This window comes from Phyllobacterium sp. NPDC097923 (assembly GCF_044760925.1).
GTDB classification, from domain to species: Bacteria; Pseudomonadota; Alphaproteobacteria; order Rhizobiales; family Rhizobiaceae; genus Phyllobacterium; species Phyllobacterium calauticae.
In genome coordinates this window covers 23,048-46,672 of the sequence record NZ_JBIWBL010000006.1, presented here as the reverse complement: position 1 = coordinate 46,672, position 23,625 = coordinate 23,048, and the positions used below count along the sequence as shown (strand labels likewise).

Below are 23,625 nucleotides of genomic sequence, written 5' to 3'. Positions count from 1 at the left end.
GGTGTTTTCTTCCGGGAACACCTGCTTATAAACGTTAAACAATAATTTTTGGATGTTATTTGCAAAGCGTTCCCGGCACCCCGGAATGCGCTTGCCTGGCCGGAACCCATCTGTTCGTTACACGGCCGCAGCGCGTTCCTCGCCCGTCCCAAAAGCTGCGATACTCTCGTGAACGCCTTGCAGAGCCTTGATATGATCGGCAAGGCGCAACGCCAGCGCGACAATTGTCAGTGTCGGCATATCATTGCCGCAGGTCGGAAACACTGAACTGCCGGCGATGTGCAGGTTGTGGATGCCATGCACCGTGCAGTTCTGGTCAACGACGCCCATATGCGGGTCGATATGCATCCGGGTGGTTCCCATATGATGATTGCATCCGATGATCGAAAGCTCAGGCTCTGCAGTCGACTGTTCGAGATCGACATGTCCGACGCCGGACGCTTCAAACTCATCCTTTATCAATCCCAACATCCGTGAATGAGTGTGTTTTTCCAGATCACCGACGCGCCAATCAAGCGCTGCCCGGTTGAGGCCCAACCTGTCCCGTTGCTCCGACAGTGTGACCCTGCTCTCCCTGTTGGGAACGGGCTCGATAACACTCTCGATCTGAAAATAATCGGACTTCGCGGCAAGCCTCAGCTTCCGATAAAGCAAGGAAGCCATCAGATTGGGGCTGCCAAGCGCAACAGTGGCAAACGTTCTCAGTTTGAAGTCGCGATAATGCCGCCACCGGACGGCATTGTATATCTCGTGGAACCGCTCGGTCAGCGTACTGTCCTCGCCCGCCCGGCATGCCCGGAAATAGGTACGGCACTGCACCAGTTGTTCATCTCGCTGCACCTGTTCCGTCAAGCCGAGATGCGCGCTTGCGCTTGTACCATCCACGGCTAGCTTGGGGTTGTGATAGGTGTAGCGGGCATCATAAAAGCGAAACGCGGCGGCATTGACCGCAGGTATCATCTGGCCGCGGCGAATACGCGGGTGCTCCATGAAATAGCGGCCGACCACATCGTGCTGATTACCAAGCCCCCGCTGATCGCGCCGATTGGAAAGCAGGAGAAGACGCGCGTTTTCGATCCCGCCTGCGGCTAGAATGACTCTTTCCGCCCGCACGAACATCATCTTTTGCCCATATGTCGCCACATGCACGCCGGTCACGATTGACGGATCTTCAAGCGTCGCGATCTCTGTCGCATTGGCATTCAGCAACACTTTCGTTGTTTGGGCGGCGCGTAGAAACACTTCATAGTCGCGGCCAAAACGTGTCGGCGGGCTAAACTTGCTCACCATTGTCTCAAGCGAGGCGTCATTCAGCTCCAGCAGTATGGAACGGTCACCCACGAGGTGTTTGTGCCAGAACTGCGGTTCAAAACCGTGATTGTTGACCTGGACCAGGTTACTTGCGCGGGCATAGAACCGCTGCATCTCTGTCAGATCAAATGGCCAGCCGCTATTGGGAACCCAGTGCCGCGGCTCAAAATCAATGCCGATGAACGGTCGTATCCACCCGCCCCAGCAATTTGAACTGCCTCCGAATTGCCGGGTTCTGGTCGCTTGAAGGTCGTAAGGGATGCCAAGGTTTTCGCCTTGGTAAAGGGATTGCGACGCGGCGTTGAAGTTCAGTCCGCCGCCTTCGAGAACGATTGTTTCAATGCCCCGCTTCTGGAATTCGAGCGCAAGCGTAATCCCTGCAACGCCACCGCCAACGATGCATATCGCGGCATCCAGGACCGAACCCGCTGGAAGTTCTCTGGCGTCAACAAACATGGCGTGAAAGCCCGGATTGAGCAAAGCTTAAAACAATATTGAGCGATATGGCGTGTTCCATTGCCGATCGACCTCAAGCCAGAACGAGCAAGACGAAAGTTATTGCTCACAGCGACAATCCGCCGGTTGGCGGCTTGTCTGTCCCCATTGGAAATTTGAAGGCGATTATAGGGCCGGATGGCCTCGAAGCGGAATATGCTGCGACGGTTAGGACAAGTAGCCCTTTTGAGTAGCGCCCTCCCCATTCGGGCTACTGTTTACACAGCCGATTAGATAAAATCGAAAGCAACGCGTCATTTCTCTTGAGACCTGATGTGCCAAGGCATTTCCCGAAATGCAGGCTCGGACAGCCCGTAACTATGACGCGATGCAAGTTACATCGATTGCCTGCCCGAGTGCTGTGGCGCCGCCAGCAGCCTGGACAGCCAAACTTCCCAGAGCAACACCGGCATTGAGGCAGGATTGCGGATCCAGCCTGTTGAGCCAGGCATTGATGAATCCTGCATCGAATGCATCGCCTGCACCAGTCGTATCAACGACCGCGACGCTCGGAGCAACGCTGTAGAAATAACGGCCATCCATCATCAGATGGGCGCCGCGCGCGCCGGATTTGACGACAACGATCGGAAAGTCTTCAGCGAGCTTGCGCAGGCTTTCAACCGGGTCGGACAGGCCGGTGATCGCCGTCGCCTCTTCTTCGTTCGGCAGGAAGATGTCCACCCCCATGCAGTTTCCGATAAAGGCAGGATCGAAAATCAGGGTCTCATCCCAGCTGGGATCGAGAGAAACCGTCAGGCCATGCGCCTTCGCATTCCGAACCAGATCGGGGATCTCAACGAGAGTGGCATATTCAGCGATATGAAGATGCGTCGCCTTTTCCCAGGCGAGAGCCGGCAGCAACGCCGCCGGCCGCGCTGAACCGGCCCGGCGTGACAGGAACGCCCGCTCATGACTGTGATTGATCGCAACGGAGACCTGGGGACCGGCATCCGGTGCTTGTTCAAGAAAGCGCAGATCAATGCCGCTTGTCGCGAGTTGATCCAGCAGTCCCACCGACAGGGAGTCCGTACCAAGCCGAGCAAGAAGCGCCGTGGTCCTGCCCGTATGGGCCAGATAGGCCGCGACGATGAACGCGCCGCCGCCGCCGGTGATGGCCATGTTGCTGGCAAAGACTTCACGCCCGAGCACCGGCATTGTCTCAAGCCCGGTAAAAATCAGGTCACAGTAAATCCTGCCGATACTCAGAACGGCGTTCATTTCGGCTGAATTGGATTTCATAAACGGCCCAGCGACTTCTCGGTTTTTGCATCGAAGAGATAGAGTGCCGTAGGCGCGGCATAAGCAGTGACCATGCTTCCTGTCGCCGGGATCAGTTTGCCCGGTGCTGTTGCAATGACCGATTGTCCGGCGACATCGAAATGCACCAGCGTTTCGGATCCAAGCGGCTCGACCGCCGACACGACACCCTCCAGTTTGAAACTGCCCGGCGCGGCCTCCCCGATCACCAGATCGTGCGGGCGAATACCGATCAGCATGGTGCCACCGGCTTCCACAGCGCCGCCCCTATCTGTCCGGCGCCCTGGAATGAGGTTCATTGAGGGGCTGCCGATGAACTTTGCGGTAAACACATCCAGCGGGTTTTCGTAGATTTCCATGGGCGTTCCGGTCTGCAGGATATGGCCGTCGCGCATGACCACGATCCGGTCGGCCATGGTCATGGCTTCCACCTGATCGTGGGTGACATAGACGATGGTCGTGCCCAGCCGCTGATGCAGACGTTTGACCTCGATGCGCATTTGCGCCCGCAATTGCGCGTCAAGATTGGACAGAGGCTCGTCGAACAGGAAAGCGGAGGGATTGCGCACCATTGCACGGCCGATGGCGACGCGCTGGCGCTGTCCGCCGGACAATGCCGAGGGACGCCGTTCGAGCAAGGCGGTCAGCCCAAGCATTTCGGCAGTCTCATCGATGCGCTTGTCCTTGTCCTCCCTCGACATTTTCGAGGTGTAAAGACCGAAGCCGATATTCTGCCGGACGGTCAGGTGCGGATAAATGGCATAGTTCTGGAACACCATGGCAATGTTGCGCTGCTTGGGTTCCCGCTCGTTGACCACATCACCACCGATACGCAGCGTGCCTCCGGAAATATCCTCGAGGCCCGCAATCATCCGCAGCGTCGTTGATTTGCCGCAGCCGGACGGACCGACGAAGACAACGAATTCGCCATCGGCGATCTCAAGGTCGATCCCGTGGACAACGTCGGTCTTGCCATAGCGCTTGACCAGGCCCTGAAGTTCAATTGTCGCCATCAGGCAGCTCCTACCAATGCTTTGAAATTGCTATCAAGTTCATGCGCCGCCCGGCTCTCGCTGGCTGCGTGATCGGCAGCCAATTTCGCGAACGCCGAAGCCCTGTCGCGATAGGACGATAACGCCTCGGCCATGGGCTCTGCGGCAGGACCGCCGAACCGGCTGCGGACACGGACAAAATAGTCCGGCGATACGATTTCCGCGAACTGATCGCGATCAACCGCCGGCTTGCGCCCGGTCGCACGTTCGAAGGCCGCCGCAAACGGCTCGAAACCGTCGGTGGGCAGATCGCCTTGTTTGGCAACGACTGCCTTGGCGACCGTGGCGGCGATTTCATGTGCTTCCCGGAACGACAGGCCTTCGCGACGCACGAGTGAATCGGCAAGTTCGGTGATGGTAATGCAGGAGCGGCGGATATTGCCGGTGACGCGCTCGGAATCGATGCGGATCGCCGACACGAAGGACGCCATGAGATCAAGAACGCGCCCGGCGGAAACAAAGGCCTCATAGCCCATCGACTGGGTTTCGCCCTCGCTGTCATTCATGTCGGTGAAGGGAGTGTTGTGCATGACGTCAAGCACGGTACGCGCCCGGCCGAATGTCTGGCTTGCCAGCAGCCGCATGTGCTCGATGGGCACCGGATTGCGCTTCTGCGGCATGATCGACGAGATTTGCACCAGCGCATTCGGGACATAGACCTGCCCCACTTCAAAGCTCGTCCAGAACTGGAAATCCTGGATCAGGCGGCCAAGGTGCAGGAACAGCAATTCGATGGCACTGTAGGTGGAGGTGATATAGTCGACCGCGGCGATGCAGCTGTAGGAATTGCGCAAGGGAGCGGAAAAACCGAGAAGCTCCGCCACGCGGGCGCGATCGATTGCAAATCCGGAGGTGGTGATCGCTGCGGCACCCATGGGGCTGAGATCGACGATCTGCCGCGCTTCCTCGAAACGGTTCATGTCGCGTATCAAAACTTCGATGACGGCAGACAGGTAATGACCGAAGGTCGTCGGCTGGGCCGGCTGGCCATGGGTATAGGCAACGATCAGGGTTGCCTTCTCGCGCTCGGCGGCATCGATCAGGGTATCAAGCAGATGGCGCGCCTTGCCCATCAGTGCATCGATGCGCGTCTTCAACCCAAGCTTGAAAAGCGTATGATCGATATCATTGCGCGAACGGGCTGTGTGGAGGCGTCCTGCAATATCGGCGCCAATCCGTTGTTTCAATTCCTTCTCGATCAGGAAGAAGAAGTCCTCCACCTCCCCCGTATAGACGAGCGAGGCCGGATCGATGTCGCGGTCAATGGCTTCGAGCGCTGCCCCGATCTTGGCGGCCTGATTACGCTCGACGATGCCGGTTTCCACCAGCATCACCAGATGGGCGCGGTCGATGCGACGGAAGCCATCGACATGATGCGACTTGGCGCCGTCAAACAGAGGTCGCAGCACCGCTTCCTTGTAGACCGGATCGGGGAAGATACTTTTGTCCGAGAGACGCGGATCATTCAACGTCATGGCGATTATCCTTTCAGTCCGGCCAGCATCACGCCGCGCACAATGTAGCGCTGCAGCACCAGGAAAACGATGAGCGTCGGCAGCGTGGCGATGGCAGCACCAGTCATGATCAGCTCCCACTGGATCGACTGTTCGACGGCAAAGCTCGAGAGGCCGACGGGAAGCGTGTAGAGTTCCTTGCTCGTGGTCACGATCAGCGGCCAGAAGAACGCCGTCCAGTTGCCAAGGAAGGTGAAAATGGCAAGAGCAGACAGCGCCGGCGTAACCAGCGGCATCGCCACCTTCCACCAGATCTGGAACTCGTTCAGCCCATCGATCCGCGCAGCTTCCAGAAAGTCGTTGGGGATGGTGTCGAAGAACTGCTTCATCAGGAAAGTCCCGAAAGCCGTCATCATGCCCGGGAACATGATGCCCCAATAGCTATCCAGCCAACCGAGCTGGCTTGACATCAGGTACCACGGAATAACCAGCATCTCGGTCGGTATCATCAGGGTCGACAGGATGGCGAGGAAGATCAGGTAGCGGCCGCGGAATTCGAACTTGGCCAGCGTGTAGCCGACAAGGCTGTCGAAGAAAACGTTGGAAAGCGTCACCGTGACGGCGACAATGCTGGAATTGAGAAACCAGCGCATGAAGCGGCCGTCCAGCAACACCTTGGCATAGTTCTCCAATGTCGGCGCTGCAGGAATGATGCGCAGATCGTAGACCTGACCTGCCGTCTTCAGCGAGGTGGAGAACATGAACAGCAGCGGCGTGATCATGATCAGACCGCCGATCAGAAGAAGCGTCCAGACAATGATCTGCGTGGGTTTTATGTTGGCGCGGTACAATCCTGCCGGCTTCGGGAGCGTAGCACTCGTCATATCATTTATCCCTCAAGACGCGCAGCTGCAGCAATGACACCACCAGCAGGATGGAAAACAAGACAACCGTCTGTGCCGCCGCATAACCCATCTGGTAGGATGAAAAGGCTGTTTGGAAGATCATCAGCACCAGGGGCTTCGTCGAACCCAGCGGACCACCGGGATCGTTGGTGGTCATGTTGTAGACCTGGTCAAAAATCCGCAGGAAGCCGATGGAGGAAAAAACCACCAGAAAGACAGTCGTTGGTTTGAGCAGCGGCAAGGTAATGCGGCGCAGAATGGCCCACTCGCCAAGCCCATCGATACGGGCGGCTTCATAGTAGGTACCTGGAATGGCGCGCAGACCAGCCATGAAGATAATGATCTGGAAGCCAAGACCAGCCCAAATCGACGTCACCATGATGGATGGCAGCGCCTGACTGACCGATCGGATGAAGGGCTGCTGCGGCAAGCCGAAAAGCCCAAGGACATCATTGATGACACCGATCGGCGCCGGCTGATAAAACCATCGCCACACCCAGGCCATGGCGGCTGCCGTGGTCAGAAACGGCAGGAAATACAACGCCCGGATGAAGGCGTGCATGAACCGCACGCGATCGAGATAGTAAGCAATGGTGAATGCAAGAAGCAGGCTGATCGGCGTGCCGATCAGAAGATAGGTGAAGGTATTGCGGAAGACTTTCCAGAACTGCGGATCGGTGAACAACCGCTCGTAATTGCCCAGACCGATGAACACCGGAGGCCGCATCAGATCCCAATCGGTCAGCGACAGCCAGAAGGCTTGCAGCGTCGGATAGAAACGGATGACGCTATAGAACAGGATGGGCAGGGCGAGAAACGACCAAACCCAGATCAGCCGTTTGGTTTTCATGGACAGCCGGTCCCACACGGGCCCGGTGGGGCGGCTTGCGACCGCCCCTTCCGTATTGACAGGTGTGGAGACCATTGGACGGTGCCCTTACTTCTTGGCAGAATCGATGATTGCCTGTTCGGCGGTTGCCGCCTGGGCAATCGAGGCTTCCGGCGACTGTCCTTCCAGAAGAACACGGTTGGTCATGTCCATGGCCGTCTGGCGCTGCGCGGCCTCGTCGACGAATTGCGTGGTATGCGCATATTCAAGACCCTTGAGGAACGGGCCAAAGATCGGATCGGCAAGATTGGCTTCCGTCAGGGCGGCGGAACGGCGCGCGGGCAACTCGCCCACCGTCTTCAGCCAGATGTCCATGGCTTCCGGCGACGAGATATAGGCCAGGAACTTCTTCGACGCTTCCAGTTTTTCCCCGCTGACGCGTGCGCCGATACCGTTGGCGAAATAGCTCGCATAGTTGGACCGCACGCCTTCCGCATTGGCTGGCAGTTCGGTGACGCCCCACTCGAAGGTGTTGATCGTCTTGAAGGAGCCGAGACGGAAAGTCCCGTCGATGGTCATGGCCGCCATGCCTGCGCGAAATGCCGCCTGGCCTTCGTCCATGAAGCCGACCTGGCCGATCTTCTTCTCTGTCTGCAGGCTGGTGTAGAACTTCAGGGCTTTGATGCCGGCGTCACTGTTGTATGTGACCTTGGTATTGTCGGCCGAATAGGGTTCGCCGCCATATTGCCGGATGAGAATTTCACGCCACCACTGGTGATCCTGCCCTGCCATATCCAGCGTGGTACCGGCGACGACAAGATTTCCAGCCGCATCGCGCTTGGTTGTCGCAACGCCCGCTGCAACAAAATCGTCCAGCGTCTTCGGCGGATTTTCAATGCCTGCTTCTTTCAGCAGTTTCTTGTTGTAGAACAGCGCTAGCGAGCGGACAGCTGTCGGCAGACCATAGTAATCATTGCCCCTCTTCATCGCTGTCACGATGGGAAAGAAATCGCTTTCAATCTTGTCGTGCGGAAACGTGTCGGCCGGCAGCGGCTGCAGCAGCTTGCCCGCAACGAACTTGTCGAGCCATCCGTAAAACAGCTGCATGACATCCGGACCCTTGCCGCCCATATTGGCTGCAACGATGCGTGTCTGGTAATCGGCATAGGGGAAGGTCGTCTGCTTGACGGTGATGCCGGGATTGGCCTTCTCGAAATTGGCAATCAGCTGATCCATTGCCTTGACGCGGGTTTCGTACACATACTGCCAATATTCGATCTCGACCGCCTGCGCCGTGCTTGCGGCAAACGAGGCGACCCCGGCAAGCAGACCGGCCAATAGAATTCCTTTACGCATATAAACCTCCTGTGCCCTGCCATATCCATCATCGGATGCAGAGCTTCCTTGTTCCCCAGGCATCGGCGATGCCCATGACCTCATCCCACCGCATGGCAATGTTTCTGCTGCAGCAACCGCGAACGTTGTCGCGGCTTACTTATAAGCTTCACCGTCAGCGATGATTTGTCAATAACATACTTTACTTGAATTATTGTATTGCGTCAGAACGCCTCTTGGAGGTATCGGTAAAAGACTGGAATCGAAGGTTTGCGATATGACCCGACAGATGAGCGGTACGCATCAGATTGCCATCGGCAAAAACCCCGAGCGCAGCCGGCATCACAACCGGCGCGTTGTGCTGGATGTCGTGCGCATTCATGGCTCGTTGGGACGCATGCACATCGCCAAGCTCACCCAGCTGACCGCCCAGGCGGTGGCCAATATCGTTGATGAACTGGTAAACGACAACCTGCTGATGGAAGTCGGACGCCTGCGGTCCGGCCGTGGCCAGCCTCCCATACAGTTCGCAGTCAATCCCGAGGGGGCCATTACCATCGGCATCGAGATTGCCGCGGATCACATGGTGATCGTTGTTTTGGACCTCGCCGGCCAAGTACGTTCCAAGGAAATCGTTCCCGTCAAAAACACCACGCCCGAACATTTCATTCCCCGCTTTGTCGGGGAAGTAGACAAGATTCGGCGCCTCTTCAAATCGAAGCTGCTTGGTATTGGCGTGGTGATGCCCGGACCGTTTGAGATCGATGGCATGACGTCCGTTGGCCCAACCACCCTTCCCGGCTGGGGAGCGATTGACACTGCAAAAGTTCTATCCGAGGCGAGCGGCGAACTGGTCATCGTTGAAAACGACGCCACCGCCGCCGTGGTTGGCGAGCGGCTGTTCGGTGCCGGCCAGACGATTTCTGATTTCTGCATGATTTACTTCGGCGCCGGTATCGGCCTTGGCGTCATCCACGAGGGAACACCGTTTCGCGGTGCTTTCGGCAATGCCGGTGAAATCGGACACATCGTGGTCGCACCGCGCGGAAAACAATGCCCGTGCGGCCAGAGCGGCTGCCTCGAACTTTATGCCTCGCTGCATGCCCTGAAGGAAAAACTGCGCGAGGCAGGCATCGCCGCCAGCGAATTTTCCGACCTTGAAGCCCTTCATACCGCCAACCATCCCGTTCTGAGAGCGTGGATTGGCGAGGCCGCGGACTATTTGAGCCCGATGGTTTCGATGCTGGAAAATATTCTTGATCCGGAAACCGTGATGCTGGGCGGAGCCATGCCAGACGCAATCATCGATGACATCATTTCCGCCATGCATCATTTGCCGGTGTCTGTGGCGAGCCGCCGTGCGCGCTCCCTCCCGCGCGTCCAGCGCGGCCAAACGGGTCAATTGACCGCCGCCCTTGGCGCCGCAGCGCTGCCGCTCTTCGAGGTCGTAACCCCCAAACTCGATACATCGCCAACAGACATAGCCCACAACACGTTATAAGCGGCAGGAGGATACCGTGCTGACGTCCCATGAGCGGATCGAACGACAAAAGTCCCGACCGGCCCTCGTCCGGCTGCACCATGCGCTGTCCCGATTGACATCGACCGTGACTGTCATGAACACCGGCGCGCATCCCGATGACGAGCAGAACGGTCTCTTGGCCATGTTCCGCTTCGGCCTGGGAATGCGGGTTGTGATCGCCTGCTCGACCCGTGGTGAAGGCGGACAGAATGCGCTTGGGCCTGAGCGCCTGGGGGCGCTCGGCGTGCTGCGATCGCGTGAGTTGGAGGAGGCGGCCCGGCAGCTCGACGCGGACGTTCATTGGCTCGGACACGGGCCGCAAGACCCGGTGCATGATTTCGGTTTTTCCAAGGACGGCGATGCGACATTTGCCCGATGGGACGAAAAGCGCATCGTCGAACGCCTGGTGCGCGCCTATCGGCAGGAGAGGCCGGATATCGTCATTCCGACATTTCTGGATGTTCCCGGACAGCACGGTCATCACCGCGCCATGACCCGCGCTGCCGAAGCGGCCATTGCCCTCGCAGCGGATGCCGAGGCTTATCCCGAACATTTTGCCGAGGGCCTGACGCCGTGGCGCGTGGCCAAGTACTACCTTCCCGCTTGGCCGGGCGGCGGCGACACCTATGATGACGAGGTTCCCCCGCCGGATGCAACGATTGCCATCGACGCTTCCGGTACGGAACCCGCAACGGGAGCCGCTTACGACCATATCGGCGAATGGTCACGCGCCTATCATGCCTCCCAGGGCATGGGGGTCTGGCGCGATACGCCACGGTCCTCTTGGCCGCTGCATCTGCTGCATGGTCCAAGAGGAAGCCGACACGAGCGTTCCATTCTCGAAGACATTCCGGCGACGCTCGCAGAACTCGCCAACACCGCAGATCATTCCACGAGCCAAGCGCTCGCATCGGCCCACGACGCCCTCAATGCAGCCATCCAGGCCTTTCCAAACCGCGACCGCATCACCGCGCTTCTCCTGGATGCTGCCGGCCACATCGACAGTGTCGAAACGCTGGCCTCGCCGGACTTCATGGCACGGCACGGACATCGACTGGATCGCAAGCGGCGGGAAATTGACGCGGCATTGTTTGAGACGGCCGGGATAGGCGTGCGGGCGATTGCAGAACCGCAGCACCTGTCACCCGGAAGCACCGGCCGCATTACGGTGCATATGGACAATCCGTCCATCCCGCTCCCGGACGACATATCGATCACGCTGCCATCCGGCGTAGTTGTTACGCGATCGCAGGACACCGCAAGGTCCCGGTCATTCGACATCGAAGCGTCTGCAGCTGCAGCGCTGACAAACCCATATGGACGCGCATGGTCCAGCCTCGGTGGAAACGGCGTGGCTTTCGCCAATGTTACGGCCAGAATTGGCAACCGGCAGGTTCAAGGCACGTTCGATCTTGAAGAGCCATTGAGCATCGTGCCCAGGCATTCCCTGACACTCCTGCCCGAGGCCATCATCGCCAAACGCGGTGATACGATGCGCAGCTGGCAGATCGGGGTCGACGGGATGGATCCCGCGGTTGCTTTGCGCTTTGACGCGCCGCCCGGCTGGACAATCAAGCCGCAGGACGGCCAATGGCTGCTGTCTGCTCCGGAGCCCCTGCCCGCCGGGATTAACCAGATCACGCCGGAGATATCCGGGTACCCGGCCATGCGCACCACATCCATTTCCTACCCACACACCGGACGCTCGGTATTCATCGCGCCTGAACGGCTACGGGTGTTGACATTGGACTTGAAGCTGCCGGAAGGTGCCAAGATCGGCTACATCGGCGCCGGCGCCGACAAGGTCGCCCTGTGGCTTCAGCGCATGGGACTGGATGTCACGGAACTCGACGCGGAGGCCCTTGGCGGCGACCTCTCACACTTTACCACCATTGTCGTGGGCATTTTCACATTCGGCCTGCGGAAAGACCTGAGCGCAGCGACATCGCGCATTCACAATTTTGTTGAAAACGGCGGTCACCTCGTCACGTTGTACCATCGTCCCAGCGACGGCTGGATTTCCAGCGTCACGCCGCCGCGCTATCTGAAAATCGGATCACCGTCACTGCGCTGGCGTGTGACCGATCCCCACGCCCCGGTAACGATATTGTCACCCCGGCACCCCCTGCTGACAGGCCCCAATATTATTGGGCCAGCCGATTGGGACGGATGGGACAAGGAACGCGGACTTTATTTCGCGTCGGATTTTGACAATGCCTATGAGCCGCTATTGTCCATGCATGATGCCAACGAACAGCCGCTGAACGGCGGGCTGATCTCGGCCCGCGTCGGCAAGGGCAGGCACACCCACACCGGCCTTGTCCTGCATCATCAGCTCGACAAGCTGGTGCCCGGCGCTTTCAGACTGATGGCCAATCTCGTGCAGCCGGCCTGACGAACATGAGCATAGGGATGAGCCACTGCGGCCTGTCATCCGAAGACCTGTTCCTGTGATCCCTACTTCTCGGCAGCCGCGACAAAATCCGCTCGGAAGGCAGCAAGATCAGCAACGCTGACATCCGACACCGCCCAGAATGTCAGGCCGCCACTGGACCATTCGGCAAAATTATAGCCCTCACGTGTCCTGCTTGCCGCCGCAATGGGAGATGCGGGCCAGACGAACACATTGATGACGTGACCGTGCCGGCGGTACACCAGAACCGCCACCACCCTGCCATTGATATAGTCCACGCGGCCGCCGACAAGGGGAAAACCCTGTGCTGAGAGGTCGATGACCGGCGGAGAATAATCGATCTTGCCGTTGAACCAGGGTTTGACCGTATGTTGATCGGATGTCTGCACATCGGTCAGGTGGTCGACGAGCAGGGATCGTACATGGCTGGCAAGAATCTGATCCTGGAGCACAGTGGTCTCGGGCTGCACCGACAATACGAGAAAAATACTTGCAGCCAGTGCCGCGAATGACGGAACAAAACTCCAGCGCTTGATGAAACCCACGGCTGCCCGCCACGTGGCGGGGCGATATGCCGATGCGGGGGAGCTTGATAGCTCTCCGTCGATCTCATGTGAAAGTGCTGACACGATCCGCTCGCGAACACGCTCGGGCATCTGCCACCGGACACCGCCCTGACCAATGATGTTTTTCAGTTCCGTGAACTTCTCCAGCTCCGCCGTACAATTTGCACAGGTGGCAAGGTGCTCTTCAAATTGCAGCGCGTGCATTGAGTCGAGCTCGCCATCGATGAAGCCGTGCAGCATGACAGCCCAGTCGGAGCATTTTTCCGGTTTGGTCTCGCTCATGATGCTGCTGCCTCGTTGCTGGCTTCACCGTGCCAAGCCTTGGCGAACTCCTGCCGGGCGCGGGCGAGCCGTGACATGACCGTCCCAATGGGCAGCTCTGTGATGTCAGCAATCTGCCGATACGAAAGCTGTTCGAGTTCGCGCAACACCAATATTTCACGCAACGCATCAGGGAGCGAATATATGACCATACGGACATGTTCGGATTCCGTCTTGCGGATCAAAGCGGCCTCGGGCGTATCCTCTTCGGAGGCAATGTTCTGCGCGATAGAGGGTGACTCCCCGTCACTATTGTCCGTCAGAGGCATTTCAACGCGAGACTTGCGGCGATTTTCCTGCAGCCAGACATGGTAGCAATTTCTGACAATGGCAAAGACCCAGGATCGCGCGTCGCCGCCGCGATACCCGTCAAAGCTGCGATAGGCGCGCAAGAAAGCATCCTGAACAATATCCTGCGCGGCGTCCCCGTCACGGCTCAGAAAACGGGCAAAATTGTAAGCGGCGTCCAAATGCGGAATGATCAGCCGGTTAAATCGCGCTGCAGTATCGGCCGCAGTGCGCACCCTTTCCGAGGTGACGCCATGACCCGCCAGCCCTGCCATATGCACAATGAAGCCCGGCAATCCCCCGCCTTGTCCGCCAGGGGCGCACCGCGACAGCACATTTGCCAGAAATGCGCGCATACCCACGAGCCGCAACCGCCAGGCAAGCGCCGCACGGGTGGAATTTGGAACAAGCATGGATATGGTTGCCGGGTGCATTTGTGTCATGGTGTTCCCAAGCGGCACGGTCACCGCGCTTGAATCCTCTCCGAAATTCCACAAGCCGTTTGTTACCTAGATCAAACAAGACGTCGGAATATTCCCGAAACCCGCAAATTATTTCGCCGCTGGCGCAGAATGCTCATCTTACACCGTTTTAAGGTGCCTTGCGCAGCTTCTGTCCGTCAGAATTGCTCAAACATTTTCAATGACTTGCATAAAAACCTGCGGCCAATGCGAATAAACCCCTGCTGATCTCAATCTATTTCATCAGCGGAGGCACTGATCGAACCATGTTCTCCGTTTGGCTAGAGCTTTCCATTGAAGGAGAATTCCAATGTTCGACATAACACGTCGTGCCGTTCTCGGATCCGCGGCCGCTGCGGCGGCCTTCGGGCTTTCCAGGCAACTCGAATTTATCCCGCCGTCATGGGCTGAAACGCCAATCGAACCGTCCGTGGGCTTCTACAAATACAAGGTCGGATCGGTCGAGATTACGGCCGTCTATGACGGCATCTGGCGCAAACCGCATGACCCGGCATTCATCAAAAATGCTTCTGTCGACGAGACCAAGCAGGCCTTGGCGAAGGCGGGCCTGACCACTGAATTCATGCCCATTCCGCTGACTGTTGTCGTGCTGAAAATCGGTGACCGGCTGGTGATGATGGATGCGGGCTCCGGCGTTGGTCAATGGCAGGCGAATGCCACCCATCTGCCGGCAAACATGCAGGCGGCCGGAATAGATCATACAAAGATCGACACCGTCATTATCTCCCACTTTCACCCCGATCATGTGTGGGGGCTGATGGAAAAGGAGACGAATGCCCCGGTATTTCCAAATGCCGAACTCGTCGTAAACGAGACTGAATACAATTGGTGGACCGAACCGGGACGCGTTGACAAGCTGGCGGAGGGCCGCAAACCGGCCGGCAAGCGCATTGCCCAGGTTTTTCCGACATGGAAGAACTGGCATCTGGTCAAGGACGGCGCGGAAGTCGCCCCCGGCATACACCTGATTGCGGCACCCGGTCATACACCTGGACACTCCGCTTTCCTTGTCGCCTCCGGCAATGAGCAATTGCTTGTCTCGGCCGACACGATGTACGTGCCTGCCCTGCTCGCGCCCCACCCGGAATGGCAAGGCAGCTATGATCAGGATGGCCCGACCGCCATAACCACCCGCCGCAAGCTCATCGATCGTGTGATCGCCGACAAGATACAGATCTGCGGTTCACATTTTCCGTTTCCCGGCTCGGGCACTTTCGTCAAGGACGGCAACGCCTATGGCTTCACGGCCACCGTCCAAGCTTAGAAACACAAAGGAGATAGGATCATGATCAAGAATGCATTCATCGGCTTTGTAAGCCTTGTCACTGCTGCAACCCTTATGCCCGGCACCGTTGTCGCCCCGGCCTACGCCGTCGATAATATGGAGACGGCAGGCGCTCCGGATCTGACATCAGCGCGCGCAAAGATCGCAGCAAAGAACTATACGGGCGCTTTGGAGGAGCTGCGTGGGCTGGCCGAAGACAGCCCACAGGCCGACGTCTACAACCTCCTTGGCTACACACTGCGCAAGACAGGTGATTTCGAGACATCCCTGACCTATTATACCAAAGCCTTGGAACTCCAGCCTGATCACAAGGCCGCCCGTGAATATTTGGGCGAGCTCTTTGTCGAGACCGGCAAAATGGACAAGGCAAACGAGCAGGTGGCATCGCTGACACGGCTCTGTCCAAATGGCTGTGAAGAGCTTGAAGACCTGCAAAAATTCATTGCCTCAAACGGCACCAAATAACGCTACGGCAGGCGGCTCTCCGCCGCCTGCCTTTTTCGCCAGCCAAAAGGGAGAAAACGTCGTGAACATTATGGCAAAAGGCACGCATCTCGCCGATGTTTTGATGCTGTTCAGCCGGCTGTTGCTGGCCTGGATATTTCTGCACGAGGGTTTTACGCTGGCCGCAAACCTGGATGGGACAATTGCAGTCATGGCAAAACTCGGTGTGAACGCACCGCTTGCCCTGGCGACCATCGCCCTTCAGATCTGTGCTGGCATTTCCATCGCTTTTGGCTGTTACGCCCGCCTTGGCGCTTTGGCACTGGGGATATTCTGCCTGCTGACCGCGGTGCTGTTCCACACCAATTTCGCCAACCAGAACGAGCTGCTGCATTTCGAAAAGGATCTCGCCATTGCGGGCGGCATGTTTGCCCTGGTCGTTGGAGGCGCCGGGAATCTGTCGCTTGACAACTTGATGCGGCCGCACCCGATAAAGCTCTGACGGTGTCTTGGATCGGTCATCGAGTTCAGTGCGCCGTGACGCGCCTGCCGGCAAAGATCGAGCGCGCAGCAGCCATGGCAGACCAGCCGGGTAACGCTGCTGGGCGACGCCATTTTACCCTTACTCAAGCCAGCTCATATTTCGCATCGGGTACGACGACGAGTTTACCGACAAATGCCTTCGCCATGAAATCACTCTGCGCGCGGTGGAATTCTGAGAGCGGGTAGACACCACCGACAAGTGGTTTGATCTTGCCTTCCTCGATATAGCGGACAATGCGGCGGAAATCGCCGCGTGTGCCCTGGGACGATCCGTGTAATTGCAGCTGTTTCAGATACATGGTCCGAAGGTCGAGTTGTACCACAGGTCCGCCGATGGCACCGGCCGTCGTATAGCGGCCTTCCGGCCGCAGGATGCGCAGAAGATCATTGAACAGGAGGCCACCGACAAGATCGGCAACCACATCGATGGGCTTGCCGTTGAGAACGCGCTCCGCGGCAGTGACGAGATCACCGTCACCGCGGGTCATCACTGCCTCGGCGCCGATATCAAGCAGCGCCTGCTCCTTGCCGGCGCCAACCACGGCATAGGGAATGGCGCCGCGCGCCCGCGCCAATTGAACGATACCCGAGCCAACACCGCCCGAAGCACCCGTGACAAGAACCCGTTCACCGGATTTCAATCCGGCTCGCTCAAGCATCTGCTCACCGGTCAGATAAGCACAGCAGAAGGTCGCCAGTTCGATATCGCTCAGATTGGTGTTGACCACATGGGCGTTTTCCGCAGGCACAGCCACATACTCAGCGTATCCGCCGTCACGGCCATGACCAATATAATCGATGTCGGCAAGGCTGTCGTCTTCACGGTTATAGATGGAAAAATCCACCATGACACGCTCGCCGATACGACTATCGGCAACACCTGCGCCTACAGCCACGACATGGCCGACAATATCCGTGCCCTGGATGCGTGGAAAGGTGAGCGTCGGGTCCTGCCGCCGCCAGCTGGAAACCGCGCTCGCATCATTCTCCGTACCATAAGCGCCCTGGCGCACCCACACATCCGTGTTGTTCATGCCGCAGGCGGAGATTTCGATCAGAACCTCGCCTGCCACCGGTTGCGCCACCGGCACATCGGTGCGGTACACCAGATTGTCGAGATCGCCGTGCCCGGTCAGCAACACGGCTGACATTGTTCGGGAAACCGTATCCATCGTCCTCGACCTCAGAGCGCTTTTGCAACGGCATCGACAGCCGCAACGGCTGCGTTGACAACAATATCCGCCTCGTCCCGCGTGAGACACAATGGAGGGGCAAATCCGAGGATATCGCCCTGCGGCATTGCCCGCCCGATCACACCGCGTTCCGCCAGTGCTGCCGCAATTTGCGGGCCGACCTTTTGCGACGCGTCAAAGAACACCCTGTCATCCCGGTCTTTGACGAATTCAACCGCAGCCAGCATGCCGTCACCACGCACCTCCCCGACGATGGGATGATGTCCCAGTGCTTCGGTAAGTGCGTTGCGGAAATAGGCGCCGGTCTCTCCTGCATTGGTCACGAGATCCAGCGTGTCGATCAGTTCCAGATTGGCAACGCCGGCAGCAGCACAGATCGGATGCGCCGAATAGGTCCAGCCATGACCGAGTGATCCGAGTTTGTCCGAGCCCTGCACCAGAACCTGCCAGACCTTGTCGCCGACGATGACGCCGGAGAGCGGCGCATAGGCCGAGGTCAGGCCCTTGGCAATCGTGATCAGATCGGGCTTGATGCCATAATGATCGGAACCGAACATGGTGCCCAGACGGCCAAAACCCGTCACAACCTCATCGGCGACCAGAAGCACATCATATGTGTTGAGAACCGCCTGTATTTTCTCCCAGTACCCGGCAGGCGGCGGCACGATGCCACCGGTGCCAAGGATCGGTTCGCCGATGAATGCAGCCACGGTCTCGGGCCCTTCCGCAAGGATCATTTCCTCCAGTTTGTCGGCGCAATGCTGGGAGAACTGCTCTTCGCTCATCGAGCGGTCTTCCCGGCGGAAATAATACGGCGCTTCCGTATGCAGGATTGGTGCTCGGGGCAGGTCGAAGGCATTGTGGAAGAGGTCGAGACCCGTCAGGCTTCCCGTCATGACGCCTGAGCCATGATAGCCGCGCCAGCGGGAAATGATCTTCTTCTTGTCCGGTCGTCCCAGCACATTGTTGTAGTACCAGATCAGCTTGATGTTGGTCTCGTTGGCATCGGACCCGGAAAGACCGAAATAAACACGGCTCATCCCTTCCGGCGCCCGGTCGATGATCATCTTGGCCAGCTTGATCGAGACTTCGGTGCCATGCCCGACATAGGCGTGATAATAGGCAAGCTCCTTGGCCTGCTGCGCAATCGCATCGGCTATTTCCTGCCGCCCATAGCCGACATTGACGCAGTAGAGCCCAGCGAACGCGTCAAGGCTTCTCTTGCCGTTCACATCAAAAATATGCACGCCTTCGCCGCCCTTTATCACCCGCGTCGGGCTTTCGCCGCGCGCATGGGTGCCCATATGGGTGGAGGGATGGAAAAAGTGGTCGCGGTCCCAGGCGTTCAGCTCGTTCGAACGGTCCAACATGTCTATTGCTCCTGCTTTTTGCCTCAGCTTGCTTCGAGGCAGAGATATTTGAGTTCGGTGAAGGCTTCGATGCCGTGGCGCGACCCTTCCCGTCCGAGACCGGATTGCTTCACGCCGCCAAAGGGGATGGGTGCACCGGTGATTTTCACCCGGTTGATCGCAACCATGCCATATTCGAGCGCCCGGCCCAGACGCAGCATGCGCTGGCCGTCGCGGGTAACGACATAGGCCACAAGACCATATTCCGTATCATTGGCACGGCGGATGACCTCATCCTCGTCATCAAACACGGTCACAGCGGCCACTGGTCCGAATGTTTCCTCGCGCATGATCAGCGCGGTGTCGGGAACATTGGTCAGCAGCGTTGGCTGAAAGAACAGAGGTCCGGCTGCGTGACGCTTGCCGCCGGCAAGGCACTTGGCACCGCGATCGAGCGCGTCCTGCACCTGTTCTTCAACCTTCTGCACGGCCTTTTCGTGCATCAACGGGCCGATTTCCGCTCCCTGTGTCAGGCCGGATGCCACTTTCAACGCCGCCATTTTTCGGGCAAACGCAGCAACAAAAACGTCATGCACCGACCGCTCCACATAAATGCGATTGGCCGCCAGACAGTCCTGGCCGGAAGTGGCAAACTTTGCGCCGATCGCAATGTCCACAGCGCGATCGATATCGCTATCGGCAAAGATAATCAGGGGCGCGTGTCCACCCAGTTCCATGACGAGATTCTTCATTGTCGGTGCGCACTGCGCTGCAATCAGACGTCCGACCTCGGTCGAGCCCGTGAAACTCAAGGCCCGCACACGCGGATCGGTACAAAGCGCCTCAACGATAGGTGCTGCCTTGCCGGTGATGATATTGAAAACACCGGCAGGCACCCCGGCCCGCTCCGCCAGTTCCGCCAGGGCAAGGGCTGACAACGGCGTCTCGGATGAGGGATGCGCCACAACGGTGCAACCGGCCGCAAGAGCCGCAGCTGCCTTGCGGGTCAGCATGGCAGACGGGAAATTCCACGGGGTGACGATGCCGACAACGCCAATCGCTTCACGGCTGACCATCATCTGCGCCCCAGGCAGGTGGCTGGTCACGCCTTCCGCGTTCAGCCGCTTCCCCTCCTCCGCATAGAACTCGATGAAGGATGCGGCGTATTCGATCTCGCCGCGCGACTCATCCAGCGGTTTGCCTTGCTCGAGCGTCATGATCAGCGCGAGATCTTCCTTTGCCGCCAGAACGAGATCGTACCATTTGCGTAAAACGGCAGCACGCTGTTGCGGCAGCAACGCGCGCCATGAACGGAACGCGCGTGACGCCGCATCGATGGCAAGAGACGTTTCCTGCGGACCGAGCGCGGCGACCCATGCCACCGGCATTCCCGATGCCGGGTCACGCACCTCGAATGTCTGCCCGCCTTTGGCTGAGCTCCAATGGCCATCAATATAGGCAAGATCGCGCAACGTCCTGCGGTCCTGCAGGCGGTCAAGTCCATCATGGCGTTCGGGTCGTGCGAAATGGGCAGACATCGGGCTCTCCCTGAGAATATCCAGCGATGCTCGCCCATCCCGTCAGGAGAGAGTGACTGTAATGCGCCGCCCGCAGAGAGAGATTGTCTGATTAAGCCCCCTGATTTGGAGAGATGGACCGGAGTGTCAGCCTTCCGGCTGGATCAGGTCATGCACAGGCAAAGCTGTTTCCTCTTTCACCGTCTTGGTGATGATGTAGGAAAAATACCGGTCGATGCCGAGCTCCCGCTGCAACAGATCATCAATCAGCCGCTGATAGGCATCGATGTCCCGGGCGACAATTTTCAGAATGTAATCAACGCCCCCGCCAACCGACCAGCACGAGGTCACCTCAGGCAAAAGCTTGATCGCCCGCTCAAACCGCTCGAAATCGGTCTGCCTGTGCGATGCAAGAGTGACTTCCACCAGAATGCTGGCAACCGGCGCAACCAGCCGGAGAGACAGGCGCGCATGGTAGCCTGTGATAATCCCCGCCTTTTCCAGTCGGCGAAGCCTTGTCCAGCACGGTGTCGGAGAGATACCAGCACGTTCGGCAAGGGCGAGTTTGGTGATCCGTCCGTCCCTTTGGATGGCGTCGAGAATACGGATGTCGATTGCGTCAAGCCTTGGTGCGCCCATCACTGTTCCAGTTCAAAGAGTGGATTGATCATGGCCTTGTGTTTTTCTCATTGTCAATTGACCTGATTTCAATCAATCTAAAATCATGACATTATGGCGACCCGATATCAGTTCACTCACCCGCCCCGCCTATCTCTCCCTGGCGGACCAGATTGCGCGCGCCATCGGTGACGGAACGCTGGAAGCAGGCGCCCGCCTGCCAACTCACCGGAAGATGGCAGAGGATCTGCACCTGTCCGTGCAGACGGTCAGCCGCGCCTATGAGGAACTCATTCGCCGCGGCATGCTTTCCGGCGAAACCGGGCGCGGCAGTTTCGTCAAGGCGCAGCGGCGCGAAATCGATCAACCCTATCTGCCGGAACGGCTCGGCGAAGTGATTGACCTTTCGATTCTCAAGCCTGTCTGCGAGAAAATGCATCATGAGCGTTTGAAGAAGGCGCTGGGCTGGCTGTCCGAAACCCTGCCGGCAAGTTCGGCCCTGTCGTTCCGCCCGAACGTGGTTTTTCCGCGCCACCGCACCACGGCAGTCAAATGGCTGCGTGCGTGCGGCCTTGATGTCCCCGCCTCGAATATCAGCATTACCAACGGCGCGACTGCTGCGATGACAGTCGCGATCATGAGCGTTGCGCCTGTCGGCTCGACGATTGCGACCGAGGCCACCGGGCACCATACCCTTGTGCCACTCGCCTCCTATCTGGGTCTCACGCTCAAAGGCATCGCCATTGACGATCAGGGTATCATCCCCGAGGCGTTGGACGCCGCGTGCAAGGAATCCAGCATTCGCGCGCTATTTGTGCAGCCGGCAGCGATCAATCCCCATGCGACGGTGATGGGATCGGTCCGCCGCGCCCAGATTGTCGAGGTTGCACGCAAGCGCGATATTGCCATCGTCGAAAGCGACATACTCGGCCCCCTGGTCGAGGATCGCCCGCCGCCGATTGCCGCGCTGGCTCCAGAGCGGACCCTCTATTTCACCAGCTTTACCAAGACTGTCGTACCCGGTTTGCGCATCGGCTATCTCGCGGCACCCGACCGTTACGTCGCCGCCGTCGCCAACCGCCACCTCGTTTCCAACTGGATGGCAACACCGATGGTCGCGGAGATCGCCACACGCTGGGTTGAGGACGGCACGGCCATGGAGCTGGTCGAATGGCAGCGCGAAGCTCTGCGGCGCAGACATGAAATTGCATCCCAGGTGCTTTCGGGCACATTTTTTCGCTCGCATCCGCAAAGCCTGCACATCTGGCTGCCACTGACCGACGGGCGAACGGAAGAGACTTTCGTCGCTCAGGCGCGCCTGCAGAATGTCGCTATTGCGCCCGGTGCATCTTTCCGCATTTCGCAGGAAGACTGGATGCCGGCCGTGCGCATATCCCTCGGCTCTACCACGGAAGAGGAATTGCTGCGCGGCCTCACCGTCGTCGGAAGTCTGCTGCAGGGTGATCCCGAACACCTGCTGCTCGCCATTTAGTCAAAGCGCGCAATTTCATGGCAATAAAACTTATATTGTCATGATTTAATTTTTATAATTGACATGATTTGATAAGTCTCTCATCGTTTAGGGCATAGCCGGTCTCAACCAGAGGGAGAGACGCATGCCCCCAATCAAAGAGACAAGAACAGCGACCACGGCTCAGCCGCCGATCATCGAGATCGACGGCATCAGCAAGAGCTTCGGCGCATTCAAAGTTCTTGATCAGTTGTCATTCAATGTCGCGCCAGGGGAGAAACTGGCGCTTATAGGACCATCCGGCTCCGGCAAGACCACGATCCTGCGTATTCTCATGACACTGGAAGGCATCGACAGCGGCGATATTCGCGTTGCAGGCGAAAATCTCTACCGGATGCAGAAGAATGGTGGCCTGCAACCGGCTGACGAAAACCACCTGCACAAAATGCGCGCCCAGATTGGCATGGTGTTCCAGCTCTTCAATCTGTTCCCCCACAAATGCGTTCTCGATAACGTGACGCTGGCACCCATGCTGACGAAAAGCACGCCGCGCAGGCAGGCCGAAGAGCAGGCCATGCAATTGCTTGAAATGGTCGGGCTTGCCGACAAGGCCAAATCAATGCCTTCGCAGCTGTCGGGCGGGCAGAAACAGCGTGTTGCCATTGCCCGTGCTCTGGCGCTGCAACCCAAGATCATGCTTTTTGACGAAGTGACATCAGCACTGGATCCCGAACTGGTCGAGGAAGTGCTCAACGTCCTGTGGCGACTGTCCGAGGAAACGGACATGACCATGCTGCTCGTCACCCACGAGATGGGTTTTGCCCACGAATTTGCCGATCGGGTCCTGTTCTTTGACCGGGGCAAGATCATCGAGGATGGCAAACCCGACGAAATTTTCCGCCATCCCAAACAGGAACGCACGCAGGCATTCCTGAAAAAGATCATCGCCGCCGGTCACAGGGTTTGACCGGGGCG

Annotated in this window: 20 protein-coding genes; 7 read left to right on the top strand and 13 right to left on the bottom strand. The window is 58.3% G+C overall.

What is annotated here, in order from left to right; genetic code table 11:
* Positions 1–117: 117 nt before the first annotated feature.
* The 7 genes from ACIQWS_RS22075 to ACIQWS_RS22045 all read right to left on the bottom strand — a co-directional run bounded on the left by ACIQWS_RS22075 (position 118) and on the right by ACIQWS_RS22045 (position 8,659).
* Positions 118–1,767, bottom strand: coding sequence for a GMC oxidoreductase (locus ACIQWS_RS22075; protein WP_403184328.1), 1,650 nt, complete (start codon positions 1,765–1,767; stop codon positions 118–120).
* A gap of 357 nt (positions 1,768–2,124) precedes the next feature.
* Positions 2,125–3,045: a carbohydrate kinase family protein gene (locus ACIQWS_RS22070; RefSeq protein ID WP_403184326.1), complete on the bottom strand. Its 921-nt coding sequence runs from the start codon at positions 3,043–3,045 to the stop codon at positions 2,125–2,127.
* Positions 3,042–4,076 carry an ABC transporter ATP-binding protein gene (locus ACIQWS_RS22065; RefSeq protein WP_403184323.1) on the bottom strand — a complete coding sequence of 345 codons (1,035 nt, stop codon included), beginning with the start codon at positions 4,074–4,076 and terminating at the stop codon, positions 3,042–3,044. The genes ACIQWS_RS22070 and ACIQWS_RS22065 overlap by 4 nt, the downstream gene beginning before the upstream one ends.
* Positions 4,076–5,590, bottom strand: a complete 1,515-nt coding sequence (argH, locus tag ACIQWS_RS22060) for an argininosuccinate lyase (protein ID WP_403184321.1) — start codon at positions 5,588–5,590, stop codon at positions 4,076–4,078. Before argH ends, ACIQWS_RS22065 begins: the two co-directional genes overlap by 1 nt.
* A 5-nt stretch (positions 5,591–5,595) precedes the next feature.
* A complete protein-coding gene (locus tag ACIQWS_RS22055) occupies positions 5,596–6,453 on the bottom strand; it encodes a carbohydrate ABC transporter permease (protein WP_403184319.1) in 858 nt (285 codons plus the stop codon).
* 1 nt (position 6,454) lies between these two features.
* Positions 6,455–7,399 carry a carbohydrate ABC transporter permease gene (locus ACIQWS_RS22050; RefSeq protein WP_223615318.1) on the bottom strand — a complete coding sequence of 315 codons (945 nt, stop codon included), beginning with the start codon at positions 7,397–7,399 and terminating at the stop codon, positions 6,455–6,457.
* Between the two features lie 12 nt (positions 7,400–7,411).
* Positions 7,412–8,659 (bottom strand): extracellular solute-binding protein, encoded by a 1,248-nt coding sequence (locus tag ACIQWS_RS22045; protein ID WP_403184316.1) that lies wholly within the window; start codon positions 8,657–8,659, stop codon positions 7,412–7,414.
* 256 nt (positions 8,660–8,915) lie between these two features.
* Here ACIQWS_RS22045 and ACIQWS_RS22040 point away from each other — a divergent pair, with 256 nt between their 5' ends.
* Together ACIQWS_RS22040 and ACIQWS_RS22035 are read left to right on the top strand one after the other, a co-directional pair.
* Complete coding sequence (locus ACIQWS_RS22040) at positions 8,916–10,139, top strand: ROK family protein (RefSeq protein ID WP_403184314.1); 1,224 nt, start codon at positions 8,916–8,918, stop codon at positions 10,137–10,139.
* A 16-nt stretch (positions 10,140–10,155) separates the two neighbouring features.
* Positions 10,156–12,555 (top strand): PIG-L family deacetylase, encoded by a 2,400-nt coding sequence (locus ACIQWS_RS22035; RefSeq protein ID WP_403184312.1) that lies wholly within the window; start codon positions 10,156–10,158, stop codon positions 12,553–12,555.
* A 62-nt stretch (positions 12,556–12,617) separates the two neighbouring features.
* On the opposite strand, the gene ACIQWS_RS22030 is transcribed toward ACIQWS_RS22035, so the two are convergent.
* Complete coding sequence (locus ACIQWS_RS22030; protein WP_346307392.1) at positions 12,618–13,421, bottom strand: anti-sigma factor; 804 nt, start codon at positions 13,419–13,421, stop codon at positions 12,618–12,620.
* Positions 13,418–14,023, bottom strand: a complete 606-nt coding sequence (locus ACIQWS_RS22025) for a sigma-70 family RNA polymerase sigma factor (RefSeq protein WP_403184569.1) — start codon at positions 14,021–14,023, stop codon at positions 13,418–13,420. Before ACIQWS_RS22025 ends, ACIQWS_RS22030 begins: the two co-directional genes overlap by 4 nt.
* Before the next feature lie 496 nt (positions 14,024–14,519).
* Between ACIQWS_RS22025 and ACIQWS_RS22020 the strand changes: the two genes are divergently transcribed.
* The 3 genes from ACIQWS_RS22020 (at position 14,520) to ACIQWS_RS22010 (ending at position 16,461) form a co-directional block, all read left to right on the top strand.
* Entirely contained in the window at positions 14,520–15,494 is a 975-nt protein-coding gene (locus ACIQWS_RS22020) for an MBL fold metallo-hydrolase (RefSeq protein WP_403184309.1), read from the top strand.
* A gap of 75 nt (positions 15,495–15,569) precedes the next feature.
* A complete protein-coding gene (locus ACIQWS_RS22015) occupies positions 15,570–15,980 on the top strand; it encodes a tetratricopeptide repeat protein (RefSeq protein ID WP_403184567.1) in 411 nt (136 codons plus the stop codon).
* A 70-nt stretch (positions 15,981–16,050) separates the two neighbouring features.
* The gene (locus ACIQWS_RS22010; RefSeq protein WP_403184565.1) at positions 16,051–16,461 is read left to right on the top strand and encodes a DoxX family protein; all 411 of its coding nucleotides are present in this window, start codon (positions 16,051–16,053) and stop codon (positions 16,459–16,461) included.
* 124 nt (positions 16,462–16,585) lie between these two features.
* On the opposite strand, the gene ACIQWS_RS22005 is transcribed toward ACIQWS_RS22010, so the two are convergent.
* From ACIQWS_RS22005 to ACIQWS_RS21990, 4 genes are all read right to left on the bottom strand, one after another.
* On the bottom strand, positions 16,586–17,653 hold the full coding sequence (locus tag ACIQWS_RS22005) for an alcohol dehydrogenase family protein (protein WP_403184307.1): 1,068 nt from the start codon (positions 17,651–17,653) through the stop codon (positions 16,586–16,588).
* Between the two features lie 32 nt (positions 17,654–17,685).
* Positions 17,686–19,065, bottom strand: coding sequence for an aspartate aminotransferase family protein (locus tag ACIQWS_RS22000; RefSeq protein ID WP_403184305.1), 1,380 nt, complete (start codon positions 19,063–19,065; stop codon positions 17,686–17,688).
* 23 nt (positions 19,066–19,088) lie between these two features.
* The gene (locus tag ACIQWS_RS21995) at positions 19,089–20,582 is read right to left on the bottom strand and encodes an NAD-dependent succinate-semialdehyde dehydrogenase (protein ID WP_403184303.1); all 1,494 of its coding nucleotides are present in this window, start codon (positions 20,580–20,582) and stop codon (positions 19,089–19,091) included.
* Between the two features lie 126 nt (positions 20,583–20,708).
* Positions 20,709–21,200, bottom strand: a complete 492-nt coding sequence (locus ACIQWS_RS21990) for an Lrp/AsnC family transcriptional regulator (protein WP_403184301.1) — start codon at positions 21,198–21,200, stop codon at positions 20,709–20,711.
* Positions 21,201–21,285: 85 nt separating this feature from the next.
* Between ACIQWS_RS21990 and ACIQWS_RS21985 the strand changes: the two genes are divergently transcribed.
* Entirely contained in the window at positions 21,286–22,671 is a 1,386-nt protein-coding gene (locus ACIQWS_RS21985; RefSeq protein ID WP_403184298.1) for a PLP-dependent aminotransferase family protein, read from the top strand.
* 124 nt (positions 22,672–22,795) lie between these two features.
* Positions 22,796–23,617 carry an ectoine/hydroxyectoine ABC transporter ATP-binding protein EhuA gene (gene ehuA, locus ACIQWS_RS21980; RefSeq protein WP_403184295.1) on the top strand — a complete coding sequence of 274 codons (822 nt, stop codon included), beginning with the start codon at positions 22,796–22,798 and terminating at the stop codon, positions 23,615–23,617.
* Positions 23,618–23,625 lie beyond the last annotated feature (8 nt).

Coding starts and splice junctions, on each gene's coding strand:
- ACIQWS_RS22005 (WP_403184307.1), bottom strand. CDS start 17,653: ATGTCAGCCGTGTTGCTGACCGGGCACGGCGATCTCGACAATCTGGTG.
- ACIQWS_RS22040 (WP_403184314.1), top strand. CDS start 8,916: ATGACCCGACAGATGAGCGGTACGCATCAGATTGCCATCGGCAAAAAC.
- ACIQWS_RS22065 (WP_403184323.1), bottom strand. CDS start 4,076: ATGGCGACAATTGAACTTCAGGGCCTGGTCAAGCGCTATGGCAAGACC.
- ACIQWS_RS22025 (WP_403184569.1), bottom strand. CDS start 14,023: ATGGCAGGGCTGGCGGGTCATGGCGTCACCTCGGAAAGGGTGCGCACT.
- ACIQWS_RS22055 (WP_403184319.1), bottom strand. CDS start 6,453: ATGACGAGTGCTACGCTCCCGAAGCCGGCAGGATTGTACCGCGCCAAC.
- ACIQWS_RS22015 (WP_403184567.1), top strand. CDS start 15,570: ATGCCCGGCACCGTTGTCGCCCCGGCCTACGCCGTCGATAATATGGAG.
- ACIQWS_RS22020 (WP_403184309.1), top strand. CDS start 14,520: ATGTTCGACATAACACGTCGTGCCGTTCTCGGATCCGCGGCCGCTGCG.
- ACIQWS_RS22045 (WP_403184316.1), bottom strand. CDS start 8,659: ATGCGTAAAGGAATTCTATTGGCCGGTCTGCTTGCCGGGGTCGCCTCG.
- ACIQWS_RS22070 (WP_403184326.1), bottom strand. CDS start 3,045: ATGAAATCCAATTCAGCCGAAATGAACGCCGTTCTGAGTATCGGCAGG.
- ACIQWS_RS22030 (WP_346307392.1), bottom strand. CDS start 13,421: ATGAGCGAGACCAAACCGGAAAAATGCTCCGACTGGGCTGTCATGCTG.
- ACIQWS_RS22010 (WP_403184565.1), top strand. CDS start 16,051: ATGGCAAAAGGCACGCATCTCGCCGATGTTTTGATGCTGTTCAGCCGG.
- ACIQWS_RS22000 (WP_403184305.1), bottom strand. CDS start 19,065: ATGTTGGACCGTTCGAACGAGCTGAACGCCTGGGACCGCGACCACTTT.
- ACIQWS_RS22050 (WP_223615318.1), bottom strand. CDS start 7,399: ATGGTCTCCACACCTGTCAATACGGAAGGGGCGGTCGCAAGCCGCCCC.
- argH (WP_403184321.1), bottom strand. CDS start 5,590: ATGACGTTGAATGATCCGCGTCTCTCGGACAAAAGTATCTTCCCCGAT.
- ACIQWS_RS21985 (WP_403184298.1), top strand. CDS start 21,286: ATGACATTATGGCGACCCGATATCAGTTCACTCACCCGCCCCGCCTAT.
- ACIQWS_RS21995 (WP_403184303.1), bottom strand. CDS start 20,582: ATGTCTGCCCATTTCGCACGACCCGAACGCCATGATGGACTTGACCGC.
- ehuA (WP_403184295.1), top strand. CDS start 22,796: ATGCCCCCAATCAAAGAGACAAGAACAGCGACCACGGCTCAGCCGCCG.
- ACIQWS_RS22075 (WP_403184328.1), bottom strand. CDS start 1,767: ATGTTTGTTGACGCCAGAGAACTTCCAGCGGGTTCGGTCCTGGATGCC.
- ACIQWS_RS21990 (WP_403184301.1), bottom strand. CDS start 21,200: ATGGGCGCACCAAGGCTTGACGCAATCGACATCCGTATTCTCGACGCC.